The sequence below is a fragment of the Nostoc sp. KVJ3 genome (genome assembly GCF_026127265.1).
Classification (GTDB): Bacteria; Cyanobacteriota; Cyanobacteriia; order Cyanobacteriales; family Nostocaceae; genus Nostoc.
The window spans coordinates 24193-45334 of record NZ_WWFG01000010.1 but is presented as its reverse complement, the minus strand read 5'-3'; the positions used below and the strand labels follow the sequence as shown (position 1 = coordinate 45334).

14 protein-coding genes and 2 pseudogenes are annotated in these 21142 nt (G+C 36.9%); 9 read left to right on the top strand and 7 right to left on the bottom strand.

What is annotated here, in order from left to right; all coding sequences use genetic code 11:
• Positions 1-4 precede the first annotated feature (4 nt).
• Both GTQ43_RS38620 and GTQ43_RS38615 read left to right on the top strand, forming a co-directional pair.
• Positions 5-1117 (top strand): aromatic ring-hydroxylating oxygenase subunit alpha, encoded by a 1113-nt coding sequence (locus GTQ43_RS38620; RefSeq protein ID WP_265277926.1) that lies wholly within the window; start codon positions 5-7, stop codon positions 1115-1117.
• Between the two features lie 388 nt (positions 1118-1505).
• Positions 1506-3140, top strand: coding sequence for a cyclic peptide export ABC transporter (locus tag GTQ43_RS38615; RefSeq protein ID WP_265277925.1), 1635 nt, complete (start codon positions 1506-1508; stop codon positions 3138-3140).
• Positions 3141-3257: 117 nt separating this feature from the next.
• Here GTQ43_RS38615 and GTQ43_RS42005 read toward each other — a convergent pair.
• The 3 genes and pseudogenes from GTQ43_RS42005 to GTQ43_RS38600 form a co-directional block, all read right to left on the bottom strand.
• A pseudogene (locus GTQ43_RS42005) lies at positions 3258-3615 on the bottom strand (four helix bundle protein); the annotation flags it as partial.
• Positions 3616-4047, bottom strand: coding sequence for a hypothetical protein (locus tag GTQ43_RS38605; protein WP_265277924.1), 432 nt, complete (start codon positions 4045-4047; stop codon positions 3616-3618).
• Positions 4048-4338: 291 nt separating this feature from the next.
• Positions 4339-5379: pseudogene (locus tag GTQ43_RS38600) on the bottom strand (IS4 family transposase); the annotation flags it as partial.
• A 324-nt stretch (positions 5380-5703) separates the two neighbouring features.
• Between GTQ43_RS38600 and GTQ43_RS38595 the strand changes: the two are divergent.
• Together GTQ43_RS38595 and GTQ43_RS38590 are read left to right on the top strand one after the other, a co-directional pair.
• Entirely contained in the window at positions 5704-7011 is a 1308-nt protein-coding gene (locus GTQ43_RS38595) for an NF041680 family putative transposase (RefSeq protein WP_265270371.1), read from the top strand.
• A gap of 288 nt (positions 7012-7299) precedes the next feature.
• Positions 7300-8022: a hypothetical protein gene (locus GTQ43_RS38590; protein ID WP_265277923.1), complete on the top strand. Its 723-nt coding sequence runs from the start codon at positions 7300-7302 to the stop codon at positions 8020-8022.
• A gap of 329 nt (positions 8023-8351) precedes the next feature.
• Here the strand turns inward: GTQ43_RS38590 and GTQ43_RS38585 are convergent.
• Positions 8352-9463 (bottom strand): IS630 family transposase gene (locus GTQ43_RS38585; protein WP_414859196.1). Its coding sequence is split into 2 segments (ribosomal slippage): positions 8352-9043 and positions 9043-9463, totalling 1113 coding nucleotides; the frame shifts between segments, so codons are not numbered across the junction.
• Between the two features lie 89 nt (positions 9464-9552).
• Here GTQ43_RS38585 and GTQ43_RS38580 point away from each other — a divergent pair.
• The 5 genes from GTQ43_RS38580 to GTQ43_RS38565 all read left to right on the top strand — a co-directional run bounded on the left by GTQ43_RS38580 (position 9553) and on the right by GTQ43_RS38565 (position 16829).
• Complete coding sequence (locus tag GTQ43_RS38580) at positions 9553-9891, top strand: hypothetical protein (protein ID WP_321162564.1); 339 nt, start codon at positions 9553-9555, stop codon at positions 9889-9891.
• 457 nt (positions 9892-10348) lie between these two features.
• Complete coding sequence (locus tag GTQ43_RS41625; RefSeq protein WP_321162563.1) at positions 10349-10975, top strand: hypothetical protein; 627 nt, start codon at positions 10349-10351, stop codon at positions 10973-10975.
• Positions 10912-11637: a glycosyltransferase gene (locus tag GTQ43_RS41620; RefSeq protein ID WP_321162562.1), complete on the top strand. Its 726-nt coding sequence runs from the start codon at positions 10912-10914 to the stop codon at positions 11635-11637. Before GTQ43_RS41625 ends, GTQ43_RS41620 begins: the two co-directional genes overlap by 64 nt.
• An 8-nt stretch (positions 11638-11645) precedes the next feature.
• Positions 11646-14309 (top strand): filamentous hemagglutinin N-terminal domain-containing protein, encoded by a 2664-nt coding sequence (locus GTQ43_RS38570; RefSeq protein WP_265277921.1) that lies wholly within the window; start codon positions 11646-11648, stop codon positions 14307-14309.
• A gap of 15 nt (positions 14310-14324) precedes the next feature.
• Complete coding sequence (locus GTQ43_RS38565) at positions 14325-16829, top strand: CHAT domain-containing protein (protein ID WP_265277920.1); 2505 nt, start codon at positions 14325-14327, stop codon at positions 16827-16829.
• On the opposite strand, the gene GTQ43_RS38560 is transcribed toward GTQ43_RS38565, so the two are convergent.
• The 3 genes from GTQ43_RS38560 to GTQ43_RS38550 are packed head-to-tail and all read right to left on the bottom strand — an operon-like array spanning position 16790 to position 21127.
• Complete coding sequence (locus tag GTQ43_RS38560) at positions 16790-17794, bottom strand: hypothetical protein (RefSeq protein WP_265277919.1); 1005 nt, start codon at positions 17792-17794, stop codon at positions 16790-16792. The genes GTQ43_RS38565 and GTQ43_RS38560 overlap by 40 nt on opposite strands.
• 43 nt (positions 17795-17837) lie before the next feature.
• The gene (locus GTQ43_RS38555) at positions 17838-19694 is read right to left on the bottom strand and encodes a serine/threonine-protein kinase (RefSeq protein ID WP_265277918.1); all 1857 of its coding nucleotides are present in this window, start codon (positions 19692-19694) and stop codon (positions 17838-17840) included.
• A 2-nt stretch (positions 19695-19696) separates the two neighbouring features.
• Positions 19697-21127: an NACHT domain-containing protein gene (locus GTQ43_RS38550; protein ID WP_265277917.1), complete on the bottom strand. Its 1431-nt coding sequence runs from the start codon at positions 21125-21127 to the stop codon at positions 19697-19699.
• Positions 21128-21142: the final 15 nt, after the last annotated feature.

Sequence of the window (21142 nt, the reverse complement as noted above, 5' to 3'; positions counted from 1 at the left end):
GGCAATGATCAAACCTTTAATACTGCCATCCTACTATTCAGATACCGAAATTTTTCAACGAGAACAAATGTTGATATTTCAGAATCTATGGAATTTTGCTGGATTTACAACAGACTTGCAGAGCCACAATGATTACATATGTGCAGAAATTGGTGGCAAGTCTATCATCGTTCAAAACTTTCATGGTGAGTTACAAGCATTTCTCAACGTTTGTTCTCATCGCTTTAGTCAAATTCACCAACTACCTCAAGGCAATGGTGTATTGAAGTGTCCTTATCATGGCTGGGTTTATAACTGTGATGGGATTCCTGTAGCTATTCCATCGGTAGAACGATTTGATATAAATAATGAAACAAGAGAATCTTTGAGACTGGAAAAATGGCTGGTTGAAGTATGCGGCAAACTAGTTTTTGTCAAAATAAATGATGATGGTCTTACCTTAAAAGAGTTTTTAGGGGGCGTTTATGACAAACTAGCTAAATTCTCGGAGGCATTTGGGCACAAAATTAATGAATTTAAAATTAAAATCAATGCTAACTGGAAAATAACTACAGAAAATACTTTGGAAGGTTATCATGTATTTTCTGTTCACAAGAACACCTTCAGCAAATATGGTTTCCCAGTAGATAAAAAATACATTTGTAATGAGATTCATTCTGCTTACAGTGACAAAGGTAATCCTAAATATATTGAAAAGTCCAAAGAAGCTATTCTTCTCAAAAAAGCTGAATCCATACTTGAAAGTAGACCATTAAAGGTAGGTAGCTTCTATCATCAGCTTGTTTTTCCAAATTTAACGATTGCTACAAATGATGGAATTGCATTTTACCTTCAAATTCATCAACCCATCAATCCAGTGGAAACAAAATTGACTAGTCATGTTTTTGTAAGTAAGTTGGATATTAAGTCAGATTTTGAGCAAGATATTATTGATACATTAACTCAGTCATTAACGAAGATATACGTAGAAGTTTGTGAAGAAGACAAAGCTATCTGTGAAATAGTTCAACTAGGCATCTCTTCACGAAATCAGGAAGGTGGCATTTTCAGTTTGGAAGAACAACGTGTTTACGAATTTCATAAAGCTTACTCTAAACTGATAAATTCTCCTATGTGATTTTTGAAAAAACATCCGTACAAATCGAAAGGGCTGATTACCTACTCCCTACGCAAATAAGTTCAAAGTCCTCCCCTTTGCCCAAGAACGAACACTACAAGACATGATTTATACCTTTCGCCCTCTAATTTATGGGACTTCCAAATAAAAAAATATCCAACTATTTATTGTGGGGTGGGCGTCTCGCCCGCCCAGTAACCAAGGGCGGGCAAGATGCCCACCCCACAAGATTGGATAATTTATTTCTTGGAAGTCCCTATTCCTTCCGCGGTTCGCGCAGCGTCTCCCTTGGGAGAAAACGGATAAAAACGAAGATTTTGCGTATAAACCTGGTTTATGCAGCGTAAGTTCTAAAAATCAATTGAGATATCTACTGGAGTTCCTCACAATGAAATTAATTAGTCTCCTTGTAAAAACTTCTTTGATAAAAGTTTTTTTTTCTACTTCATCTGGATTAATTACTGGAATTACAAATGTTGGATTAATTATTATTATTAATTTAATGTTAAAGGAAGGTCAACTACCTAAAAGTAATGTTGTTTGGTACTTTGTAGGTTTTTGTTTATTACTAGTAATTTGCTCTATAATGACTCAGGCATTAATTGCTAGATTAGGCCAACGAGTTACTTTGGATTTGCAAGAGCATCTTGTCCGTTGCATTATTGCATGTCCATTGAAGCAAATCGAAAATATTGGTATTCCTCGCCTACTAGTAACTTTAACTGAGGATATACAATCTATCTCCACTGCTTCTTTTGCAATTTCTAACCTTTCTACAAGTGTTGCTATACTCATAACTTGCTTTTTCTACCTTGCCTGGCTTTCCTTAAGTTTATTTTGTTGGATGTTTATTTTTATGTTAATTGGTATTCTTTACCAGCAGTTTCTCCTTAGAAAAGCCAGATACTTTCTTAAAGGTGCCCGTGAGCATCAAGATAGGCTATTCTATCATTTTAGAACTGCAACTGAAGGAATAAAAGAACTTAAACTTCACACTTTAAGACAGGAAGAATTTTTTAATCATGATCTGCGGATAACTACCAAAAATCTAAGTAACTATCGTGAAAGAGCAAGCGACTTCTTTTCAATTGCTGCTGGTTCAGGACTTTTATTATTTTTTGTTCCTATTGGGCTACTATTTTTTATCATAGCCCCATTATTCAATATTTCTTCTACGATTGTTTCTGGCTATATCCTAACAATAGTTTTTATGATTTCACAATTTAGAGTTTTATTAGTGAATTTACCTGTACTTAGCCAAGCTAATATCGCTTTAGAGAAATTAGAATCATTGGGGTTATTATTATCTGTTAACCAAACAAAAAAAATACCAAGTTTACTGCTCAATAATGAACCATGTTCCACTCCTCAAAAAGGATGGAAGTTAATGCAGCTAGAAGAGGTTACTCATACCTATCGAGGAGAAAGAGAAAATGGTAAATTTACGCTAGGACCACTAAATTTAAATTTTTATCCTGGAGAGTTAGTATTTGTGGTGGGAGGTAATGGAAGTGGCAAATCTACTTTAGTAAAGCTAATAACAGGATTATATATACCTGAACGCGGTATTGTCCGCTTCAATGGGCAAGATATAAACAATGAAAATAGAGAATGGTACTGTCAGCAATTCTCTGTCGTATTTTCAGATTTTTATTTGTTTGAACGCTTTCTAGGTTTAGATTATTTAACTGTACATAATAAAGCTCAAGAGTATTTATCTCAATTGCAACTTGAACACAAAGTTACAATTAAGGATGGGATACTTTCTACAACTGCACTGTCTCAAGGACAACGCAAACGCCTTGCCTTACTTACAGCTTATTTAGAAGATCGACCCATCTATATTTTTGATGAGTGGGCATCTGACCAAGACCCTGTTTTTAAAAATATTTTTTATACACATTTATTACCTGATTTAAAACGTCAAGGGAAAACAGTAATCGCTATTAGCCATGATGACCAGTATTTTCATCATGCTGACCGAATTATTAAGCTTGATTACGGTAAAGTTCTATTTGGCTAGACTGTGGGTCGGGTAGCAGGACTATATCACTATAATCCCGCCCCCTCAGAACCTGACTTGCGCCTTGCAACGCATCCGGCTCAAGCAAGTCATAAACTACAAATTGTTCCAGAATGTATTTGCTGATGGCAGTACAGAAGCTATGATTAATTGGGTATCAAGTTCTCTCAAAGAGCCTAATGCAATATGTAAAAACTGTATGTATTCTGGCTTTGAGCGCCTTCCATAGCCTTCCCTGACGGGACGCTACGCGAACAGCTATATTGGATGCTACAGATACAGAAGAACGGCGTATTTGACTAGTTAAACCATACAATTCTGACTGAGGAAATAAGCGGGTAAATTTATAACAATTAGGGGTGGATCTAGCGAAGACACTGTTGGCGAAATATTGCTTAACATTAAAAAGTGATAAAAACCAATCAATTTGGCAATTTGGAGAAATCGTGACTTCTTGCAGCAGTTTTGGCAGCAATCAGAAACTGTCAACCAGATGTTTTATTTCTTGAATAAATCGATTAAGTGCTTTCTGTGCTGCTTTGTAAGCTGAAGCTTGCCGTCCCAACTTCAATTCAAATAAAATGCGATCGCGTATCGCCTCAAAATCTACAACGTCATGCACAAAGTTAATGGCTGACCGTTCCTTAAGCTCTAAATTTTCTTTTTGAAGATTCTGTACTTGGGCAATGAGCCTCTCCATTTCCTGGTCGTACCGTGTAATACTCGGCAATGGTTCAAAAAAATCCTGTGAATCAGAAGTAGAAATATTTGAATTTTTCCGTGTAATACATGGGTTGACGTTACTTCTAACTATTTCCTCTAGATAGTCAGCCCTAGTTAATCCCAAGCATTCAGAGGCGATACCTAACGCCTTCCAGGTATCATCTGTTAGTCGTAAAGAACGCACCTCGCGGTAATCCGAGCTTTTAATCGCAAACTTCCCTTGAATATTGTGACTTGAATGAAAAAATGGGCTTTTAGCTCACTTTATGCTTCACAAAGCAGATATCCATTTTATGGGTTCTTGTCAGCTTTTGGTGATCAATAGTGGGTTGTTTTAGGCAGAGGGCAGAAAGAAGAAAGAAGAAAGAAGAAAATTACAGAAAGTCCTGCGCTGCAAGGTTTACAGAATCTCTACATCACAAGAAAAGTTTTCAAGTTGGAGAATGGCACTAAGAAAAGCCGAAATGCTTGTGAATTAAGCAGTTTGCAACTGCTTTCGTAATTCGTGCCGGGGTTTGGTCATTAAGGGATAAGCTTTCGGGCGGCGTTTACGGACTCGTGGTTCGTTTCTAGCGGGGCGATCAGGAACAGCCTTGTGAGCGATAACTTTAAGTAACGTGCAATAAATTTGAAGACGTTTTGTTGAATGAGCAGCTAATAATTCGGGAATAAAGTTATTTAAATGATGGCGAGTACCTTGCAGTGATAGGCGTAACGGAGGAGTAGTGTAACTAGTACCTGCTGACCACATCAAACCGCGAAGTAGATTGTAAGCTAGCAAATAAACGTAAATTTCTTTACGTACCATTGAGGGAGTTTTACAGCGCAAAATATCCATCCCCAGAGTAGTTTTAAGATGTCTTAAATCTAGTTCAACGTCCCAACGTTTACCATAAAGCCCAACAATATCTAGAGTAGAATAAGCTGTTGTATCTAAGAGAGTAGTAATTAAGCTAACTCGTTCAGTGCGAAAGCCAGGAACAATAATATAATAATATATCTCTCGTACAGTTATGGTTGAGGGTAAAGCATTAAATTCATCTTTACTCAATCCGTGTGGGCATTTTTTAGGTTTATGCCAAGTTACTAACTTGTCACTTGATCCAATTATTTTACCTTTTCGCATCGTGGTTTTTCGAGCTTGGTGTTTCCTAAAAAGTGCATCACAATTTCTATTTTTAATAGAAACCAAATCAGCATAAGCACAAAATGCTCTATCTCCTAAAAGGATATCCAATGGATTAAGAAACTGATATAAATTTCTGGCTAATTTAATATCATGCGTGTTCAGAACATCTATGCACAGTGCAATAGCGGCTCCAGTAGCTAAACTGAATATCACACCGATTTTCGCAATTGGGAATCCACATCCAGATGCTTGAGTAGAGGGTTGAGGGTAGCATGATTGGTTATCTGGAGTGTCTGGCATCGATACGGTAGACCCATCTATTACCAATACATTTCTTCCACACCGTAAATGTTCTATTTCTACCTTTTGTTCTAAGCTTTTCCCAACCTGACTAAAAACTGGAGTTTAGACTAAAAGCGATATGAGAGAACGCAAATCAAAAGGAATTAGAGGTTAAAAATATTATCTTGTCAGCCTTAAAGCATCCTGACCTTTAACAATTATTGTGTAGTATACCTGCTCAGAAAATAATACAATAATGATAATCATGAAAAGGGTGGGAGAGAAACGAGCGTCGCTCGTTTCTCTCCCACCCCCCTTATTCGATTATCATTATCATATAATAAGCAAGAAGAAAAGGGGTGTCTGATTGAATACAGGCCCCCTTTTGGCAGAAGCTGAGAAACGAACTACCATTACTCAGATGCCAAGATGAAACGTGCCAGATTAGAAGAATTCCGTCAAGCAGTCTACAAATATTTAGGCAGAGCACACGATGCAACTTTTGAGTTGACAGATGCCATATTGCTAACTAGAAATGTTTATTGCCTAGCAGAATTGTCCCTATCGCCAGTATTTAGAAGGAAGTGGCCAAGTATCTATGAGGCACTACAAGATAGTAGGCCACAGCGACAGAAATTGATGCAGCTATATATCAAACAAATCCCCGCAGAGGGACGACCATTGTTAGCAGGAGATCACACAAACTGGTCACGCCCAGATGCCGTCAGGTTGCAAGAGCGAACTTATGAGCATAGTGGCACATCCATAGCAGGAAATAAACCGATTACCATTGGTCAAGGATATAGCACAATTGCCTGGATACCTGAAAATGAGGGAAGTTGGGCATTACCATTAAGACATGAACGGATCACAAGTGCCGAAAGTCCTATTGGGAAAGCAATTTGGCAACTCAAACAGGTGTGTAAATATTTGCCTACCAGACCGATTTCAGTTTGGGATAGTGAATATGGTTGTGCGCCTTTTATCTTAAAAACTGCGAATATTCCAGCAGATATTCTCGTTCGGTTGCGTTCAAATCTGTGTTTATGGGGTGAACCAAAAGCTTATTCGGGAAAGGGGCGACCTAAAAAGCATGGTGATAAATTTAAACTGAATGAGCCCACAACATGGAATGAAGCAACATCTGTATTAGAAATAAATGACCCAAAATTAGGACGTGTGCGTGTGAGCTTGTGGAAAGATTTACACTTCCGTCAGGCTGCTACACGTCCAATGTTAATCATCAGAGTTGAACGTCTGGACGCGCAAGGTAACATGAGAGTGTCCAAACCTTTGTGGTTGGCTTGGGTAGGAGAAGAAATGCCACCCTTAGAAGAAGTTTGGTGTCTTTACTTGCGTCGCTTTACCATTGACCACTGGTATCGCTTTTTGAAGCAGCGTCTACATTGGACTGTACCAAACTTTGGTACTCCTAAGCAAAGTGAACGGTGGAGTGACCTCATGCCTCTGATGACTTGGGAATTGTGGTTAGCCCGCGATATCGTTACTGACAATCCTTTACCTTGGCAGAAGTCTCTAGATAAATTGACCCCTGGAAGAGTTGCTCAAGCTATAGGTGGAGTTTTTGCGGCCATTGGTACTCCCACCTCTGCACCCAAACCTCGCGGAAAGTCTCCCGGTTGGCAACAAGGAAAGAAGCGTCACCGTAAAAACCGATGTCCCATTGTTAAAAAAACAGTAGCACGACCACCTAAAGAACCATCTGTTGCTGTTTAATACCCAAGATTCTTCATACTTTTGCTAAGTCTCTGATTAACTCAGCCCTGCTGGGTCATTTTCCATTGCTTAGTCTAAACTCCAGTTAAACAGGTTGGGGTTTTTAATTGCTTTTTATATTTTGCACTGATGGAAGAATACTTTAACGAAAATCAGTCCAAAACCACAGTTAACAAGAAAAACTTCAGTTGTCAAAAGCCTGAATTTAATTCTGACTTCTGACAACTGAATTCAATTTCAGCTTATTCTAGAAATACCCTCTTCAACATACGAGTAAAACAAGGGCTAATGCTTGATTATTTGACGGCGGGTATTGTATTTTGGACGACTTTGTTTGGAGTACAAGAGTCGTTGTTGGAATTTCGCCTGGTTTATCTCGGTCGCTACTGGTTTGTTGCGATTAGCGCTAGCCTACTCTTGAGCTTTTTGCTCTCTGCCCCGATTATTATCACGCTAATCATTAAATTTGCGGTAGATCCATTCAGTTTCCCAGGTAATCTAATTCTCTCAGGAATTGCTGCTTTCATCTTTGGTGTGATTCTCAGTTTGGCGCAGTGGTTGATACTTCGTCAATCCGAAATGACACCAAGAGTTTTTGCTCTCATCAATACAGTTATTGGAATTCTCGTCTACTTCCTACTGGTGTGGCTCAATGAGGGTAGTTTGGAGTGGAGCGGTAATCCCTTTGGCGGCTGGAAAACTGTCATCGTCTTTTTAGCTGGTGGTGCGATTACCGGAGCAACCACAGGAAAGGCTTTGGATTTCTACTGTGAACGAGTGGAGCAGCGATTAATTCAGCTTGAAAGAGACAGGGTAGAAAGAGAAACCAGAGATAGAGAAAGAATAGAAAGAGCAAGGCAAGAAATAGAAAGGCAAGAAATAGAAAAGTTAGAAAGGGAAGCCCTAGAAAGAAAAAGGATCTCAAGAGAAATCGCTTTGGAGGAAGAGAGAAAGTGGTATGAAGAACATGGTGATGATAATTTCGATTATGAAGATGAAGATGATGAATAATAATATCTTGACTTCGCGTTATCAGTTATACAAAATACTACAATCTTAAAGCTTCTAATTGTTAGCTTCGACAACTATTAAATCAAAGTATATATTTAATATGGCTATCAAACACCCTGTTTTACTTGCACTGTTAACGCTCTCCATTATCTGTGTTGGTAAGAGTTCTGGCTCTGCACTAATGACAGATATTGCTCAACAAACAGACAACCAAAAATCCCCATCAATTATTTTCTTCCTGCCCAAAGAACGACCTCAGACTGGAGTCGGTTGGGAAATCACCACCATTTCTGGGGAGGCAGAACTAGTAGTCTACCAAGCCAACTTTGCTAAGTTAAATCCGGGTATAAACGCTGCATTTTTCGACGAGCATCTTTGGTTTGGAAACCCCAATAGACACTGGCTTTTTGTTGATTACGTTGTTTCTCCCAAGCAGCAATCTCAGAAGTTAATGTTTCTGCATTAGGAATACGCCGTTCTAAACATTGGCGAGATAAAACAGATAATTCAATTTCTACTTGATTTAACCAAGAAGCGTGTTTAGGAGTATAGTGAAACTCTAATTTTTGAATAATTCGACGTGCTTCTTCTGGTGGAAAAACTTCATATAACGCGCTGGGAGTATGAATATTTAGGTTATCAACTACTAAACGAATAATATCAGCATCTTGATAATCAATATCTACTAACTTTTTCATTTGAAGAGCAAAATCGGCTTTAGTTCGACGTTCTGTAACTTCGATATGCCGCCATCCAGCCAAGGGTTGAAAACATGCAAATAAATTGACTGTCCCGTTACGCTTATACTCGAAATCATAACGTTCAGGCTGCTCCGGCTCTGGTGGTAAAGGAAGTCTTACTTCTTCTACTAATTGGTAGGGACGTTCATCAAAGCAGACTACAGGGCGTTTAGGATCATAAGGCTCATTATATAAATCCAACACATCCTCCATTCTGAATACATACTCTGCGTTAACTTCGGGAATACACCACTGTTCTTTTAACCACGGTTTAATTTCGTTTTTTTTAGAGTTTGACGTATTGTTTCGTCGGAAATTGAATCTATTATCCCAAGGTTTACTAAGTGATCCGCTAATAATTGCATTGTCCAACGCACTCTCCCTTCTGGCGGCTTAGAACAAGCCGTTGCAATCAAAAATGCTTCTTGCTTTTCATCTAATTTTTTAGGTTTTGGTGGATGAACTTCATCCTTTAAAGCAAAATCTAACCCACCAATGACAAATTTTTCTCGTATTCGTTGCACTGTTGCAACATGCGCTCTAACTATGCTAGCGATCGCTTGATCCCTTTCTCTATCAGTTGCCATCAGAAGAATGTTTGCACGGGTTATAGTTCTTGCTTTGTGCTTACCTTTTTTAATTATTGCCTGTAGCTGAGAAACTTCATCTTCATTCAAGTCAACAATGTACTTTTTGCCCATACCACACCCCGTTTTTGGTTATTTTACCAATTAGAGGTTTTACTTAGCAAAGTTACCTTGGCAGACTACTAGCCTTGGCGAAGCATTTGGTGAACATCGGTGCAAAAGAATACGTCGCTTGGTGGTGTCCTCACTGTCATGAACAGACGTTACTCTTTGGTAAAGAAGCCTACCAGATTATCAACGACAGCATCAAGGTGGAGTGTGACAAAAAAGCTATCAATCCTCATCCCGATTTATGTAAAGCGGCAAAAGTCCCCGGTGTACCAACTTGGGTTATAAATGGACATCAGTATAGCGGCGTGCAAAACCTTAAGGATCTTGCGAAAGCTTCTGGCTACAAGGGGGACACAAATATTGATCATAAAGTGAGCGCTACAGCAACCCGAACTGGTAACTCTCTATTGATCGTCTTGAAGATTTTTTAGTAACTATTGACTCAATCAAAAAAACATGATATAAAATTGAACTTACTTTTTTGTGCAGTTCAATACTTTTTAATATTTTATCTATCTTAGGGGATAGAAGGAATTATCAATATTTATAACTTTAGCCATAATTAAAATTAAATAAATCTGAATAGTTGTGATTCATGATATTGATTAATAATGTCTGGCTTTATTTTGTTTTATGAAAATATATAATGTTGCAATTTTTGTTACTGATCTTATTTAGGTTAGCGACTACTAGCTAAATTTTTGTAGTGATTCTTAATTTAAAAATATTAACTGTCGATTAGACAAATCTTTTTTTTTTTACGAACCCTCTTATACTCTAGACTAAAAGTTGAGTGGGCTTGGCTTTTATATAACTTTGAGTTTATTAATTAATAGATTTAAAATAAGGACTCTTTGATAGTTATAATTTCAGACAGGAGTTTCATGCATGACTCACTTTGGTATCCTTTGCCCTGCAACAGATGGGCACTTAAACCCGATGATTGCTTTAGGACGTGAATTACAAAGACGTGGAAATTGTGTGACACTCTTGGCAGTCGCTGATGTTGAATCCAAAATATTAGCAGCAGGATTAGACTATTGTTATATTAAAAAATCTAGATCCCCTAAAGACGCAAACATGCATTCTTTAGCAGAGTTAGGTGAACTGAGCGGGTTTACAGCTTTTAAATATATTCTCAACCTGATGAAAGAGGAGGTGCATCTACTACTTAGTGAAGCACCACAAGCTCTTGAAAATGCTGGTGTAGAAGCATTGTTAGTAGACCAAACTACAATAGGAGGTGAGACTATTGCAGAATATCTACAAATTCCTTTTGTTACTGTTTGCAATGCTTTACCAGTTAATCAAGAAGACACAATTCCCCCTTTTTTCACACCCTGGAGTTATAACACAGCATGGTGGGCGTGTTTACGTAATAAAGCAGCTTACTTGTTAATGAAGCGTCTTACACAACCAATTACACAAGTTTTAGACGAATATCGCCGATCATGGGATCTACCCTCTACCGTGACACCCCTCAAAAGGATAGCTTTTCACGACTCGCTCAACTAAGCCAATTACCTGTTGAGTTTGAATTTCCAAGAAAGGATTTACCTAAATGCTTTCATTTCACTGGCCCCTATCAAGATATATCAGGGCGAGAACATATACCTTTTCCTTATGAAAAGTTAACAGAGCAGCCGTTAATTTATGCGTCACTTGGAACTTTGCAGAATCGCCAGCATTATATTTTTCGTTATATTGCAGAAGCTTGCGCTGATTTAGACGTTCAGCTAGTAATTTCCCTTGGTGGTTCCAATTGCTCTGAATTGCTACAAGAAATGCCTGGCTCTTTGCTAGTTGTTAACTACGCACCACAACTGGAATTGCTAAAAAAAGCAACCATTACAATTACTCATGCAGGTTTGAATACAGTTTTAGAATCTTTAAGCAACAGCGTTCCAATGCTGGCTATTCCAATTGCTAATGATCAGCTAGGAATAGCAGCACGTTTGGTATGGACAGGCGTTGGAGAAGTAGTACAACTATCTCAATTAAGTATTCCCCGGCTACGAAGTACCATTCAAAAATTAATGACAGAGGATGTGTACAAAAAAAATGCTTCTAAATTACAAATAGCCATTAATCGTGCTGGGGGAGTTATTCGGGCAGCCGATATTGTAGAGCAGGCCGTAAATATGAGAAAGCCTGTCCTCTCTGTAACCAAAGAATAAGCGATTCAATGGCATACCCAATCAAATATAGACGTTGCATATTGCAGTATGAATTGAACTTTTTGGCTGAAGACAAAGCTAAATATATTATTCCCACCTTTATCTCTATGCACGAAACAAAAACCATTCCATTGGTTAGCAACAGTTTAATGAAGATAAAAATGCAGAAAATAAAATTATATCTTTTTGTGAATATTACTTTACACTGTTTATTATCTACACAGGCTATTGCAGAAATTGTTCCTGATACTTCGTTGCCCTCCAACTCCCAAGTAATAAATCAGGATAATATTCATACTATTAATGGAGGTACAAGAACGGGTAATAATCTGTTTCACAGTTTTGAAAAATTTTCTGTTACAACTGGAGATACTGCTTATTTTAATAATGCAACTGACATTCAGCATATCTTTAGCCGGGTAACAGGTTCATCCATATCAAATATTGACGGTATACTTAAAGCTAATGGTACTGCTGACCTGTTTTTGATCAATCCTAGCGGGATTATTTTTGGCCCTAATGCTTCACTAAATCTTGGTGGTTCATTTCTTGCTAGTACGGCAAATAGTATTAATTTTGCTGATAAATTTTACTTCAATGCCACGAATGTTAAAACTACACCCTTACTAACTATTAGTGTTCCAGTTGGTTTGCAATTGGGAAGCAATCCAGGGGCAATTATTGTGCAAGGTACAGGTCATAGCTTAACTGTTTCTACCCCCTTATTTTCGCCCATTTTAGGATCTGCTACTAGCTCTAATAGTCTACGGGTGTCTGAAGGAAAAACCCTCGCTTTGATAGGAGGTAATGTTGACCTACTGGGAGGTATTTTGACGGCTCCTGGAGGATGGATTGAAATAGGCAGTGTCAGATCCAGTGAAGTTAACCTCAATCCCACTTTTAATGGCTGGATTTTGAATTACAAGGATGTACAAAATTTTCAGGATATTAGATTATCTCAACAAGCTTTAGTAGACGCTAGTGGTATCGGTAGCAGTTCAATTCATCTAATCGGCAAGCAAATTTCACTAGCCGATGGTTCGATAGCATTAATTCAAAACCAAGGAACTCAAGCAAGGGCAAGTATCAATGCAAATGCCCTTGACTCCATAAAATTAAGTGGCACTTCCTCTGATGGAAAGATTCCCAGTGGATTTTTAAGTGAAAATTTAGCAGCAAATACAGGTGATATTGAAGTGTCGGCAAAGAACTTAGTTATTCAAAATGGAGCAGCTATATATGCTAAAACTTTCACAGAAGCAAACGGTAGTAATATAATTTTGAATACCTCAGAATCGACGCAAATAATCGGTTTTTCTTCTATTGATCCTACTAAGGTTAGTGGGATTGGTACTTATACTTTCTCTTCTGGTAATAGCGGAAATCTCAGAATTAACACAGGAAAATTAACACTTTTAAATGGAGGAACAGTAATATCTGGAACATTTGGAGCGGGGAAGGGAGGAAATTTAACTATTAATGCCAATGAGGGAGTTCAATTAAGTGGATTTAATCCTTTTGTTTCTCTGGCATCAAGCCAATTAGGTGTTGCAGCTTTTGGTACTGGAAATGCTGGTATTTTAACAGTTAATGCACCAAAGGTTCTTTTACAAAATGGCAGTAATATTAATTCTTACACTTTAGGAAAGGGAAATGCAGGGAATGTTGTAGTTAATGCTTACAATTCTATAGATATAACGCGAGAAACCTCTGATGGATTAGTTTATGACCAACCTTTTGGTATATCATCAACCGCAGCTTTTATTTCTACTGCACTACAACAATTACTAGGATTACCACCAGTTACTAATGGAAATGCTGGTGATGTGACAATCAATACTAACCGATTAACTCTAAGAGATGGCACTCTAGTTAATGTAAGTAATTTTGGAACTGGTAATGCCGGTAATTTAAAAATTAATGCTAACAATATTAACTTAGACAACTCAAATATTGGAGCAGCAACTGCGTCAGGACAGGGAGGGAATATTTTCTTGCAAGCAAATAGTTTATTAGTACGTCGTAATAGTACTATCAATGCTACATCAAGTGACCCAGGCTTAATCTCTGCCCTTGCTGCAAACTCTGGCTTTAGTGTAACAGGCTCCGCAAATGGCGGAAATATCATTATTGATACCAATCTTCTGATTGTCATAGAAAACAGTAAGATTACAGCCAATGCCTTTAAAGGAAGAGGCGGTAATATCAACATCAATGCTCTCGGATTCTTTTCTTCTCCCGATAGCAAAATTACAGCTAGTTCAGAATTCGGATTGAATGGTAATATTCATATCAACGCTTTGGATAATAATTCTGGCATCAATAAAACTGCACCAAAAGGGATTCCAACAACTCCTCAAATTATCCCAGCTTGCCAAAAACAAGTAGGCACAGGAACCAGTAGCTTTGCTGTTAGTAGTCGCAATCTACAATCTAAGCCTAACGACCTAATACATAACAATATTGAACAAAGTAACTTTTTTCCTATTTCAGGTCTTAATAATCTGTATAATCCAAAATTATTAAGAAGTAACCAGCCTACACAAATCATAGAAGCCAACGCTTTGATTCGGGATTCTCAAGGAAATTTTGTTTTGACGGCAGACCAAGCAAATTTAGCTTTGGATGATGCTTCACTGTCTGCAAGTTCTTGTTTTTCAATATTTCAGTGATAAAAAGATAGAAAAATGATTGTACCTCAATGTTACTTTAAATATCTCTTCTCAGGCATTTTAGCATTATCTATAATTTTAATTCAATCATCTTCACCTGCCCAAACTGTAAAAAAAGAAAAAGAATTTCTCAAAAATCAAGCGGCATCCCTGACTTCATCAGGTCACGAACAATTAGCTCTAGATCAGGCGAATGAAGCTTTAAAAACTTGGCAGGAATCTACGAAAATTTATCGGCAATTAAACGACCAAGATGGGATTACGGAAAGCCTGATTAATCAAAATCTTGCTTTCCAAGCATTAGGATTACATAAACAAGCTTGCAATACACTTTTAGAAGCTTTAAAGTTGAATACAATTCTAGATATTTGCGATCCGACTTTGCAGCAACCTGCTATTGGTCAAAAAGAGCAACTGACGGCAGTAATCGGTAAGCAGAAACCAACATCAGTTAACTTGCTTGGATTACAGAATCTAGGAGAAGTCTTGCGGATTTTAGGTCAGTTAAATGAATCGGAAACAGTTCTACAAGAAACATTAACGCTGGCAAAACTTGTATCCTCATCAAAGATTAGTGGTATTTATCTGTCTCTGGGTAATATTGAACAGACAATTTATCAGCAATTACAAGATAAATATTTTTGGATAGAGGAACCACTTTTTCGAGAGCAGATTGCTAACATTATTCCACAAAAAGCGCAAAAATCACTCTGGTATTATCAAACACTAGAAAACATCCCAAATATCTCAAAATCAGCTAAACTGCAAGCTCAGTTGAATCACTTAACTTTACTGATAAGTTGGGAACAATGGCTCAGTCATCAACAAAATCAAGCGAACCTTCATCAGAAAGTTAATCAACAGATCCGAGTATTGGTAAATCAAATAGATGAAAATTCTTCTGCCTTTTTGGAGTTATCACCTGAGCCATCTATTCATGCTCGGTTGAATTTTGCTAATAACCTCAACCAGATCCCAGATGAACAATTGAAATCAGTAGCGATTCGATATGCTAAATTAGCCTTGAAAATGGCTGAAACTATTAATAGTATCCGATGGTTATCCTATAGTTTTGGTACTTTGGGTAAATTATCAACTCAAACAGAACAAAAACAGGCATATTTTAAGAAGGCTTTAGGATTCGCTCAATCAATTCGGGCTTCGGATATCGCCTACCAATGGCAGCAGCAGTTAGGACTAATTTACCAAAAGCAGGGAAAAACTGAGTTAGCGATTCAGAACTATAATGCGGCGATCACAAACATGACTCAAGTTCGTGATAGTCTTTTGTCAAGTAACGGAGACTTACAGTTCTCGTTTCAGGAGGAAATGGAGCCGACCTATCGCAATTATATGCGATTACTCTTAGCATCTCCTAGTCCTGATTTAAAAAAAGTAATACAGATAAATGAAGGACTGCAAATAGCACGTTTAGAAAACTTTCTTCGATGTGGCAAGCTTGACCTTGTTGCTTTGAACCAGCTTCAAAATCTCAAGAACGTTCCATCTGTAATTAATATTATTGACTTAGAAGATACTATAGAGATAATTGTTCAGTCTCCAGATGGCTCACTTCACCATAATTCTGTTGACTCTAAGTTAGTTCGATTTCAGGTGAATCAGCTTTTAGAAGCATTACAAGGCGAAAAACTTATTAACATCAATGAGAATGCTATTACTCATTATTCTCAAAAAATTTATGAATATTTAATTACACCAATTAAAACATATATACCCTCATCAGGTACGCTAATATTCACTTTAGATAAATCTTTTCAAAGCTTACCAATGGCATTGTTATATGATGGAAAACATTATCTAATAGAGCATTATAGTATTGCAGAAACTCTAGGTTCTAGGGTAAGGCAACCTAGAATCTTGCATGAAAACCAGATGATAGCTTTGATAGCTGGACTATCAAAAATTAGCCCCAGTTATATAGATAAAAATGCACCTAAAAACATGGAAAATTTGCCCCCATCTAAACAAGAAGTAGAAAATGTTGAAAAACAAACTAAATCGTCAGTCGCCTTGTTAGACGATAAGTTTACCCTTAAAAGGTTCAAAGAAGAACTGACTCAAAATAATTTTCCTATTGTACATATTACTACCCACGGACAATTCAGTTCTGATCCACTCAAAACAGTACTGGTAGCCTATGACAAACTAATTAATATTAGAGACTTTGACAGCTTAATCAGAGATAAAACTGAAAATAGTCAAGATGCAATTGAATTACTTGTTCTCAGCGCCTGCGAAACTGCAAAAGGCAACAAGCAGTCAGCGATGGGCATTGCAGGGATAGCTGCCCAGGCAGGTGCGCGTAGTACTGTCGCTACTTTGTGGCGCGTGGATGCCAATTCTACCGCTTTGCTTATGCAAGAATTTTATAGAGGGTTGAATAATGGCTTACCTAAAGCAGAGGCACTACGTCAGGCACAATTGAGTTTACTGTCAAATCCCCAATATCAAAAATCTTACTACTGGGCCCCATTCCTCTTGGTGGGAAGTTGGTTGTAGAATTTCACCATCTTCAAACCTTCTTGCGCTTTTTGTAACTCTCTTGAATTATTACTACTTTTCGCTACCTCAAAAGCCTTGGTGTATTGGCGTTTAGCTTCGTTTGGCAACCAAGCCCTCAGATAGCGATCGCCCAGTACTCTGTAAAGAGTTGGATTTCGGCTAGGAGTTGCGGTCTCCGTCTGTGACTTCAGCATCTCAATTGTTTCATTTAAAAGATTTTCTGACGCATAGATTGTGTCTATATCAAGAACAGTTTCATCTGGTGGTAGTCCTAATTCTTTAATGCGTTTAATATTTTGTGCAATTTCTTCTTGTGAAGCTACAGACAATAGGTTAACAGGCGTTGAGTCATAGCTAAAAGCATTACCATCTTTGTAAGCAAAGACATATATTGTATATATGCTCCCCGGTTGAAATTCCTTTTCATCACTTGGGTAGGCAAGCCGAGTTTGATTTACAATTTTTTCCCATCCAAACTCGTAACTTTCTACTTTGACTTTGTAAGAAGTAGCACCCTTAACGGGAGTCCAAGTTATTTCCGGTCGAGGATTCAATGTTGAAGTGCTGTAAGGAGAACTAATTGTCGGCTCATCGCTCTCTTCTGTGCCTCCTTTAGGACGAAAGCATCCCACGACATTGTTAGGGTTGCAATTAGCATCAATGGTTTCAATCTTGGGGCATTTGTCTGAAACAATACCACTAGATAATTTTAAAATTTTCCCAGAACTGTAACAGAGAAAGTCAATAGTGCCACCGTTTAAAACTTCTATGCTTTCTTTTTCACAAATCAAGCTTTTAGTGCCAAAGCGTTTCTCGCCTCTGCCCATTATCCTGCCAATTGCCTCACAGCGAACTTGGCTTCTTTTAACTCTTATTAGTGGTACACTGGCAACCAATGGTATATCTTTTAGTATCCAAAAAGTCAAGCAGAAAAATGCCCAATATTTTGTACTTATTTCCACAAAAGTTTCTCTATTTTTAGTACTATTCTCTTTTATTAGCTTATCATTTTTTCAGTATCCGATCTAGTAATTCCTGTCTCCAAATAGGAATGTCTGAATCTGTAGACTTAGCAAGTAAACAGAATTCTATAGAAATTCTGGCATCATCGATTTTACCTAATATTTCTTGCGCTTTAGCTAATAGGCAATAAGCATCTATTCTTTGATTATCTAAACTCAGTGCTTTTTGTAAATATTTTTCAGCATCACTTATTTTATTTTGTTCTAAGCTTGCCCAGCCCAAATTTTTATATAATGCAGCTTGTATTAATGGATCGTTATTTTTTTTTAATCCTGACTGAGCTAAAGAAATTGCTAAATTGTAGTTACCCGTTTTAATCTTAAGTCTGGACAAGTTGTTAATAGCTATCATCGCTGAACTACTACTTTTAATAGCTATACTATATTCTTTTTCTGCTAATTTATAATCTCCTTGACCATCATAAAAACGTCCTAAATTATAATGCACTGTCCAATCATTTGGGTTGAATTGAAGCAACTTTTGATAAACATATTCTACACATTTATTATCTGATATTTGCTGACAGTTTATTCCTAAGAGATTGTAGGCATCTAAATTTTGATTATTATATTTTATAGAAAGCTCATAATTTTTTTTAGCCGCGCTAAGATTACCTATTAGCATGAGCCGAGAAGCTTTATTCAAATAATACTTAGATATATCCTGTTTAGTTGAATGATTAGTTTGGATTGCCCAAACAAAAAAACTTTCTGCGCTTTGATAATCATTCCTTGTTTCTGATTTCTCTCCTTGAACAACTAAATAATTAGCTACACTAGGTGCAGATAACTTGCCTATGACAAAAATTATTAATGCACCTGCTACAAATCTTCCAATCTTAAAAACTTTAGACTTGAGAAAATGATGGACTTTACTTTCCCAAGGAAGTTTTTGTATTCGTTCAGTTATTATTTCTGTAGTTTGTGGTCGAAACCCTGGAAAAGGATGTATCATTTCATCGATTAAATCTGCTACAGGCTTATCAATCTGCGGTGCTTTATCTCTCCAGATTAGCTTTCCTGTCCTATCTTCTGTTGGTAACTGCAACATTGCTACGCCAGTAACCAAATTGACGATAGTTCGTCCCAACGCATAGAAGTCAGATTGCGGTAACGCTCGACCATCCATTTGTTCAGGTGCAGAGAACCCAATCGAACAAACTGCTGTTACCTCATATCCACTTCCTCCTCCTCCTGTTATGCTATCTTTTCCGCTAGACCCCACTTTCGCTAAGTAAGTTCTAGTAATTTTCCTTACAGTACCAAAGTCAACAAGTGCCAGATTACCAGTTGGTTGATAAATAATATTTGTTGGTTTAATATCTCTATGGAAATATCCTATCTTGTGTACATGATCAAGAATGTCCAGCAATTGCAACATCCATTCTAGTGCTACATTTTGAGAAATTTTGCCATTCGTTTCTAACCACTGTTGTAAATTCTCTCCTTCCATCTTCTCCATTACTAAGCAATGCAATTCTAGGCGTGGTTCCTTTGGTAATGTAAAAGTAAAGTAATCACTACTAGCAGCTTGAGGAATTCCCGGATGAGATAAGTTGATTAATGCTTGTACTTCTCGTCGCACTAGCTCAACGTATTTAGGTTCATTCCACCTTAATACTTTCATAACTCTTGTTCGAGGTTTTGTTCCCCATTTTGGCTCAATATCTTCAACCTCGAAAACATCCGTATAGCTATCTATATCTTTTTCTAAAGGGCGTAATGGGTGTAGCAAGCGGATACGCTCATTTATTAGCAAAGGAGTTCCGCAGGCTAAACAGTTTCCAATATCATCAGGGTTATGGCGCTGATTACAAAGGTGATTTATGCAGTAAACCACTTTTACTCCTGAATATGATTACTTGCTTTTAAGCCATTAAGTTTGTTATTTGAACTATTAAAATTTTTATAGATTAAACTTAATGGATCGACTAAAATATACTTTCTAATAGCTGGTTCTAAACTATAAGAAACTTCATCTTTAGCAGATTTCTGATTTATTTCAATTAAACAACGCTGTTCTAAAACCTCTATAGCATCCATCATATTAGAAATTGAAATTTCACAATTATTTTTTCCCCTGATAATATTAATTACATCTGAAAACTTCAATGGAGGTAGTTCTTCTGATGTATGTTCTGCTAAACAAAGCATAATTTGTTTTTGAATATCATTTAAAAGTCCATTTTCTCCAAATTGTTGATTTAACATCTTCAAAATATTTTCGCTAATCAAAGTAGTCTTATAATCCAAAAATTTGCTTATATCCCCTCCAAAAAATTTATTTATCCGGTTGGCAACTAATTCTAAAAGTGATGGATTTGCACGGTAAATTTTAATCAGTTTTTTACATTCCTTTTCTCCTTTCAAATCTTTTTTACGTAATATTTGCATTGCTGCATTTTCTTCTAAACCTTGTATCTGCACGTATGCTGGTAGGAGAGTTGTAGCCGTGTAAGCAATTTGATCTAAAGGTAACTGACTCGTCACTATTATGCAGCTTTGATGCTGCTCTTCTATAAGACGACGAAATAAATTTCCACACTCTATTTTTTTCTCAAATACCTCTATTTGTGCTAAACTTTCCAGCCCATCTAATATTAGTAAACAGCGATATATTTTTAATTGATCTAATATCAAACCAAGTTTAAATTCCCTAGATTTATTTTCTATTTTTAAATTTAGTACTTTAATTATTTCATCTAAAACATCCTCAAGTGAAGAACCATAATTGATACTTTTCCAGATGACACAATCGTATGAATTTGGTTCCTCTAAAAGTAATTCTTCAACTATTTTGGTAGCAACAAAAGTTTTTCCAGTACCCGCAGATCCAAACAAATATACACAATGATGCTTAAAAAGCTTAATTTGGTTTTTTAAATAATTAATTTCTTTTTCTCGCCCATAAAACAAATTTATTTTAGGCAACTCTCCATAAATTTTAGTCTTACCTATTAAACTATCGTTTTTATTAAGATAATCTTTTTTTACTATTTCAAGCAAAACATTTTTCACAGTTGCTTTTTTTATTTGTACTCCATCACCAATAACTTCAGAAAGCATTGTCCATAAGTTTGGGCCTACTGCTGTCCGCAAATAATGCATATTATACCCTGAATTAGCTGCTATCTCTTGATAATCTTGACCATTCCAAGCCCCTTTTATAATAGCGATTTCAGCTTTTGACAAATGCTTACCAGTAGACTCAAACACTTGTCCATCTAGACCTTCAATTATTTTCTCTATGTCTAAATTTTTATATGAATCCATATCGAACAGTAAATT

Bases quoted from the DNA above. Each gene is read 5' to 3' on its own strand.
- GTQ43_RS41625 (WP_321162563.1), top strand. From the start codon at position 10,349: ATGACTCACTTTGGTATCCTTTGCCCTGCAACAGATGGGCACTTAAAC.
- GTQ43_RS38550 (WP_265277917.1), bottom strand. From the start codon at position 21,127: ATGGATTCATATAAAAATTTAGACATAGAGAAAATAATTGAAGGTCTA.
- GTQ43_RS38565 (WP_265277920.1), top strand. From the start codon at position 14,325: ATGATTGTACCTCAATGTTACTTTAAATATCTCTTCTCAGGCATTTTA.
- GTQ43_RS41620 (WP_321162562.1), top strand. From the start codon at position 10,912: ATGGGATCTACCCTCTACCGTGACACCCCTCAAAAGGATAGCTTTTCA.
- GTQ43_RS38595 (WP_265270371.1), top strand. From the start codon at position 5,704: ATGAAACGTGCCAGATTAGAAGAATTCCGTCAAGCAGTCTACAAATAT.
- GTQ43_RS38570 (WP_265277921.1), top strand. From the start codon at position 11,646: ATGGCATACCCAATCAAATATAGACGTTGCATATTGCAGTATGAATTG.
- GTQ43_RS38620 (WP_265277926.1), top strand. From the start codon at position 5: ATGATCAAACCTTTAATACTGCCATCCTACTATTCAGATACCGAAATT.
- GTQ43_RS38590 (WP_265277923.1), top strand. From the start codon at position 7,300: ATGCTTGATTATTTGACGGCGGGTATTGTATTTTGGACGACTTTGTTT.
- GTQ43_RS38615 (WP_265277925.1), top strand. From the start codon at position 1,506: ATGAAATTAATTAGTCTCCTTGTAAAAACTTCTTTGATAAAAGTTTTT.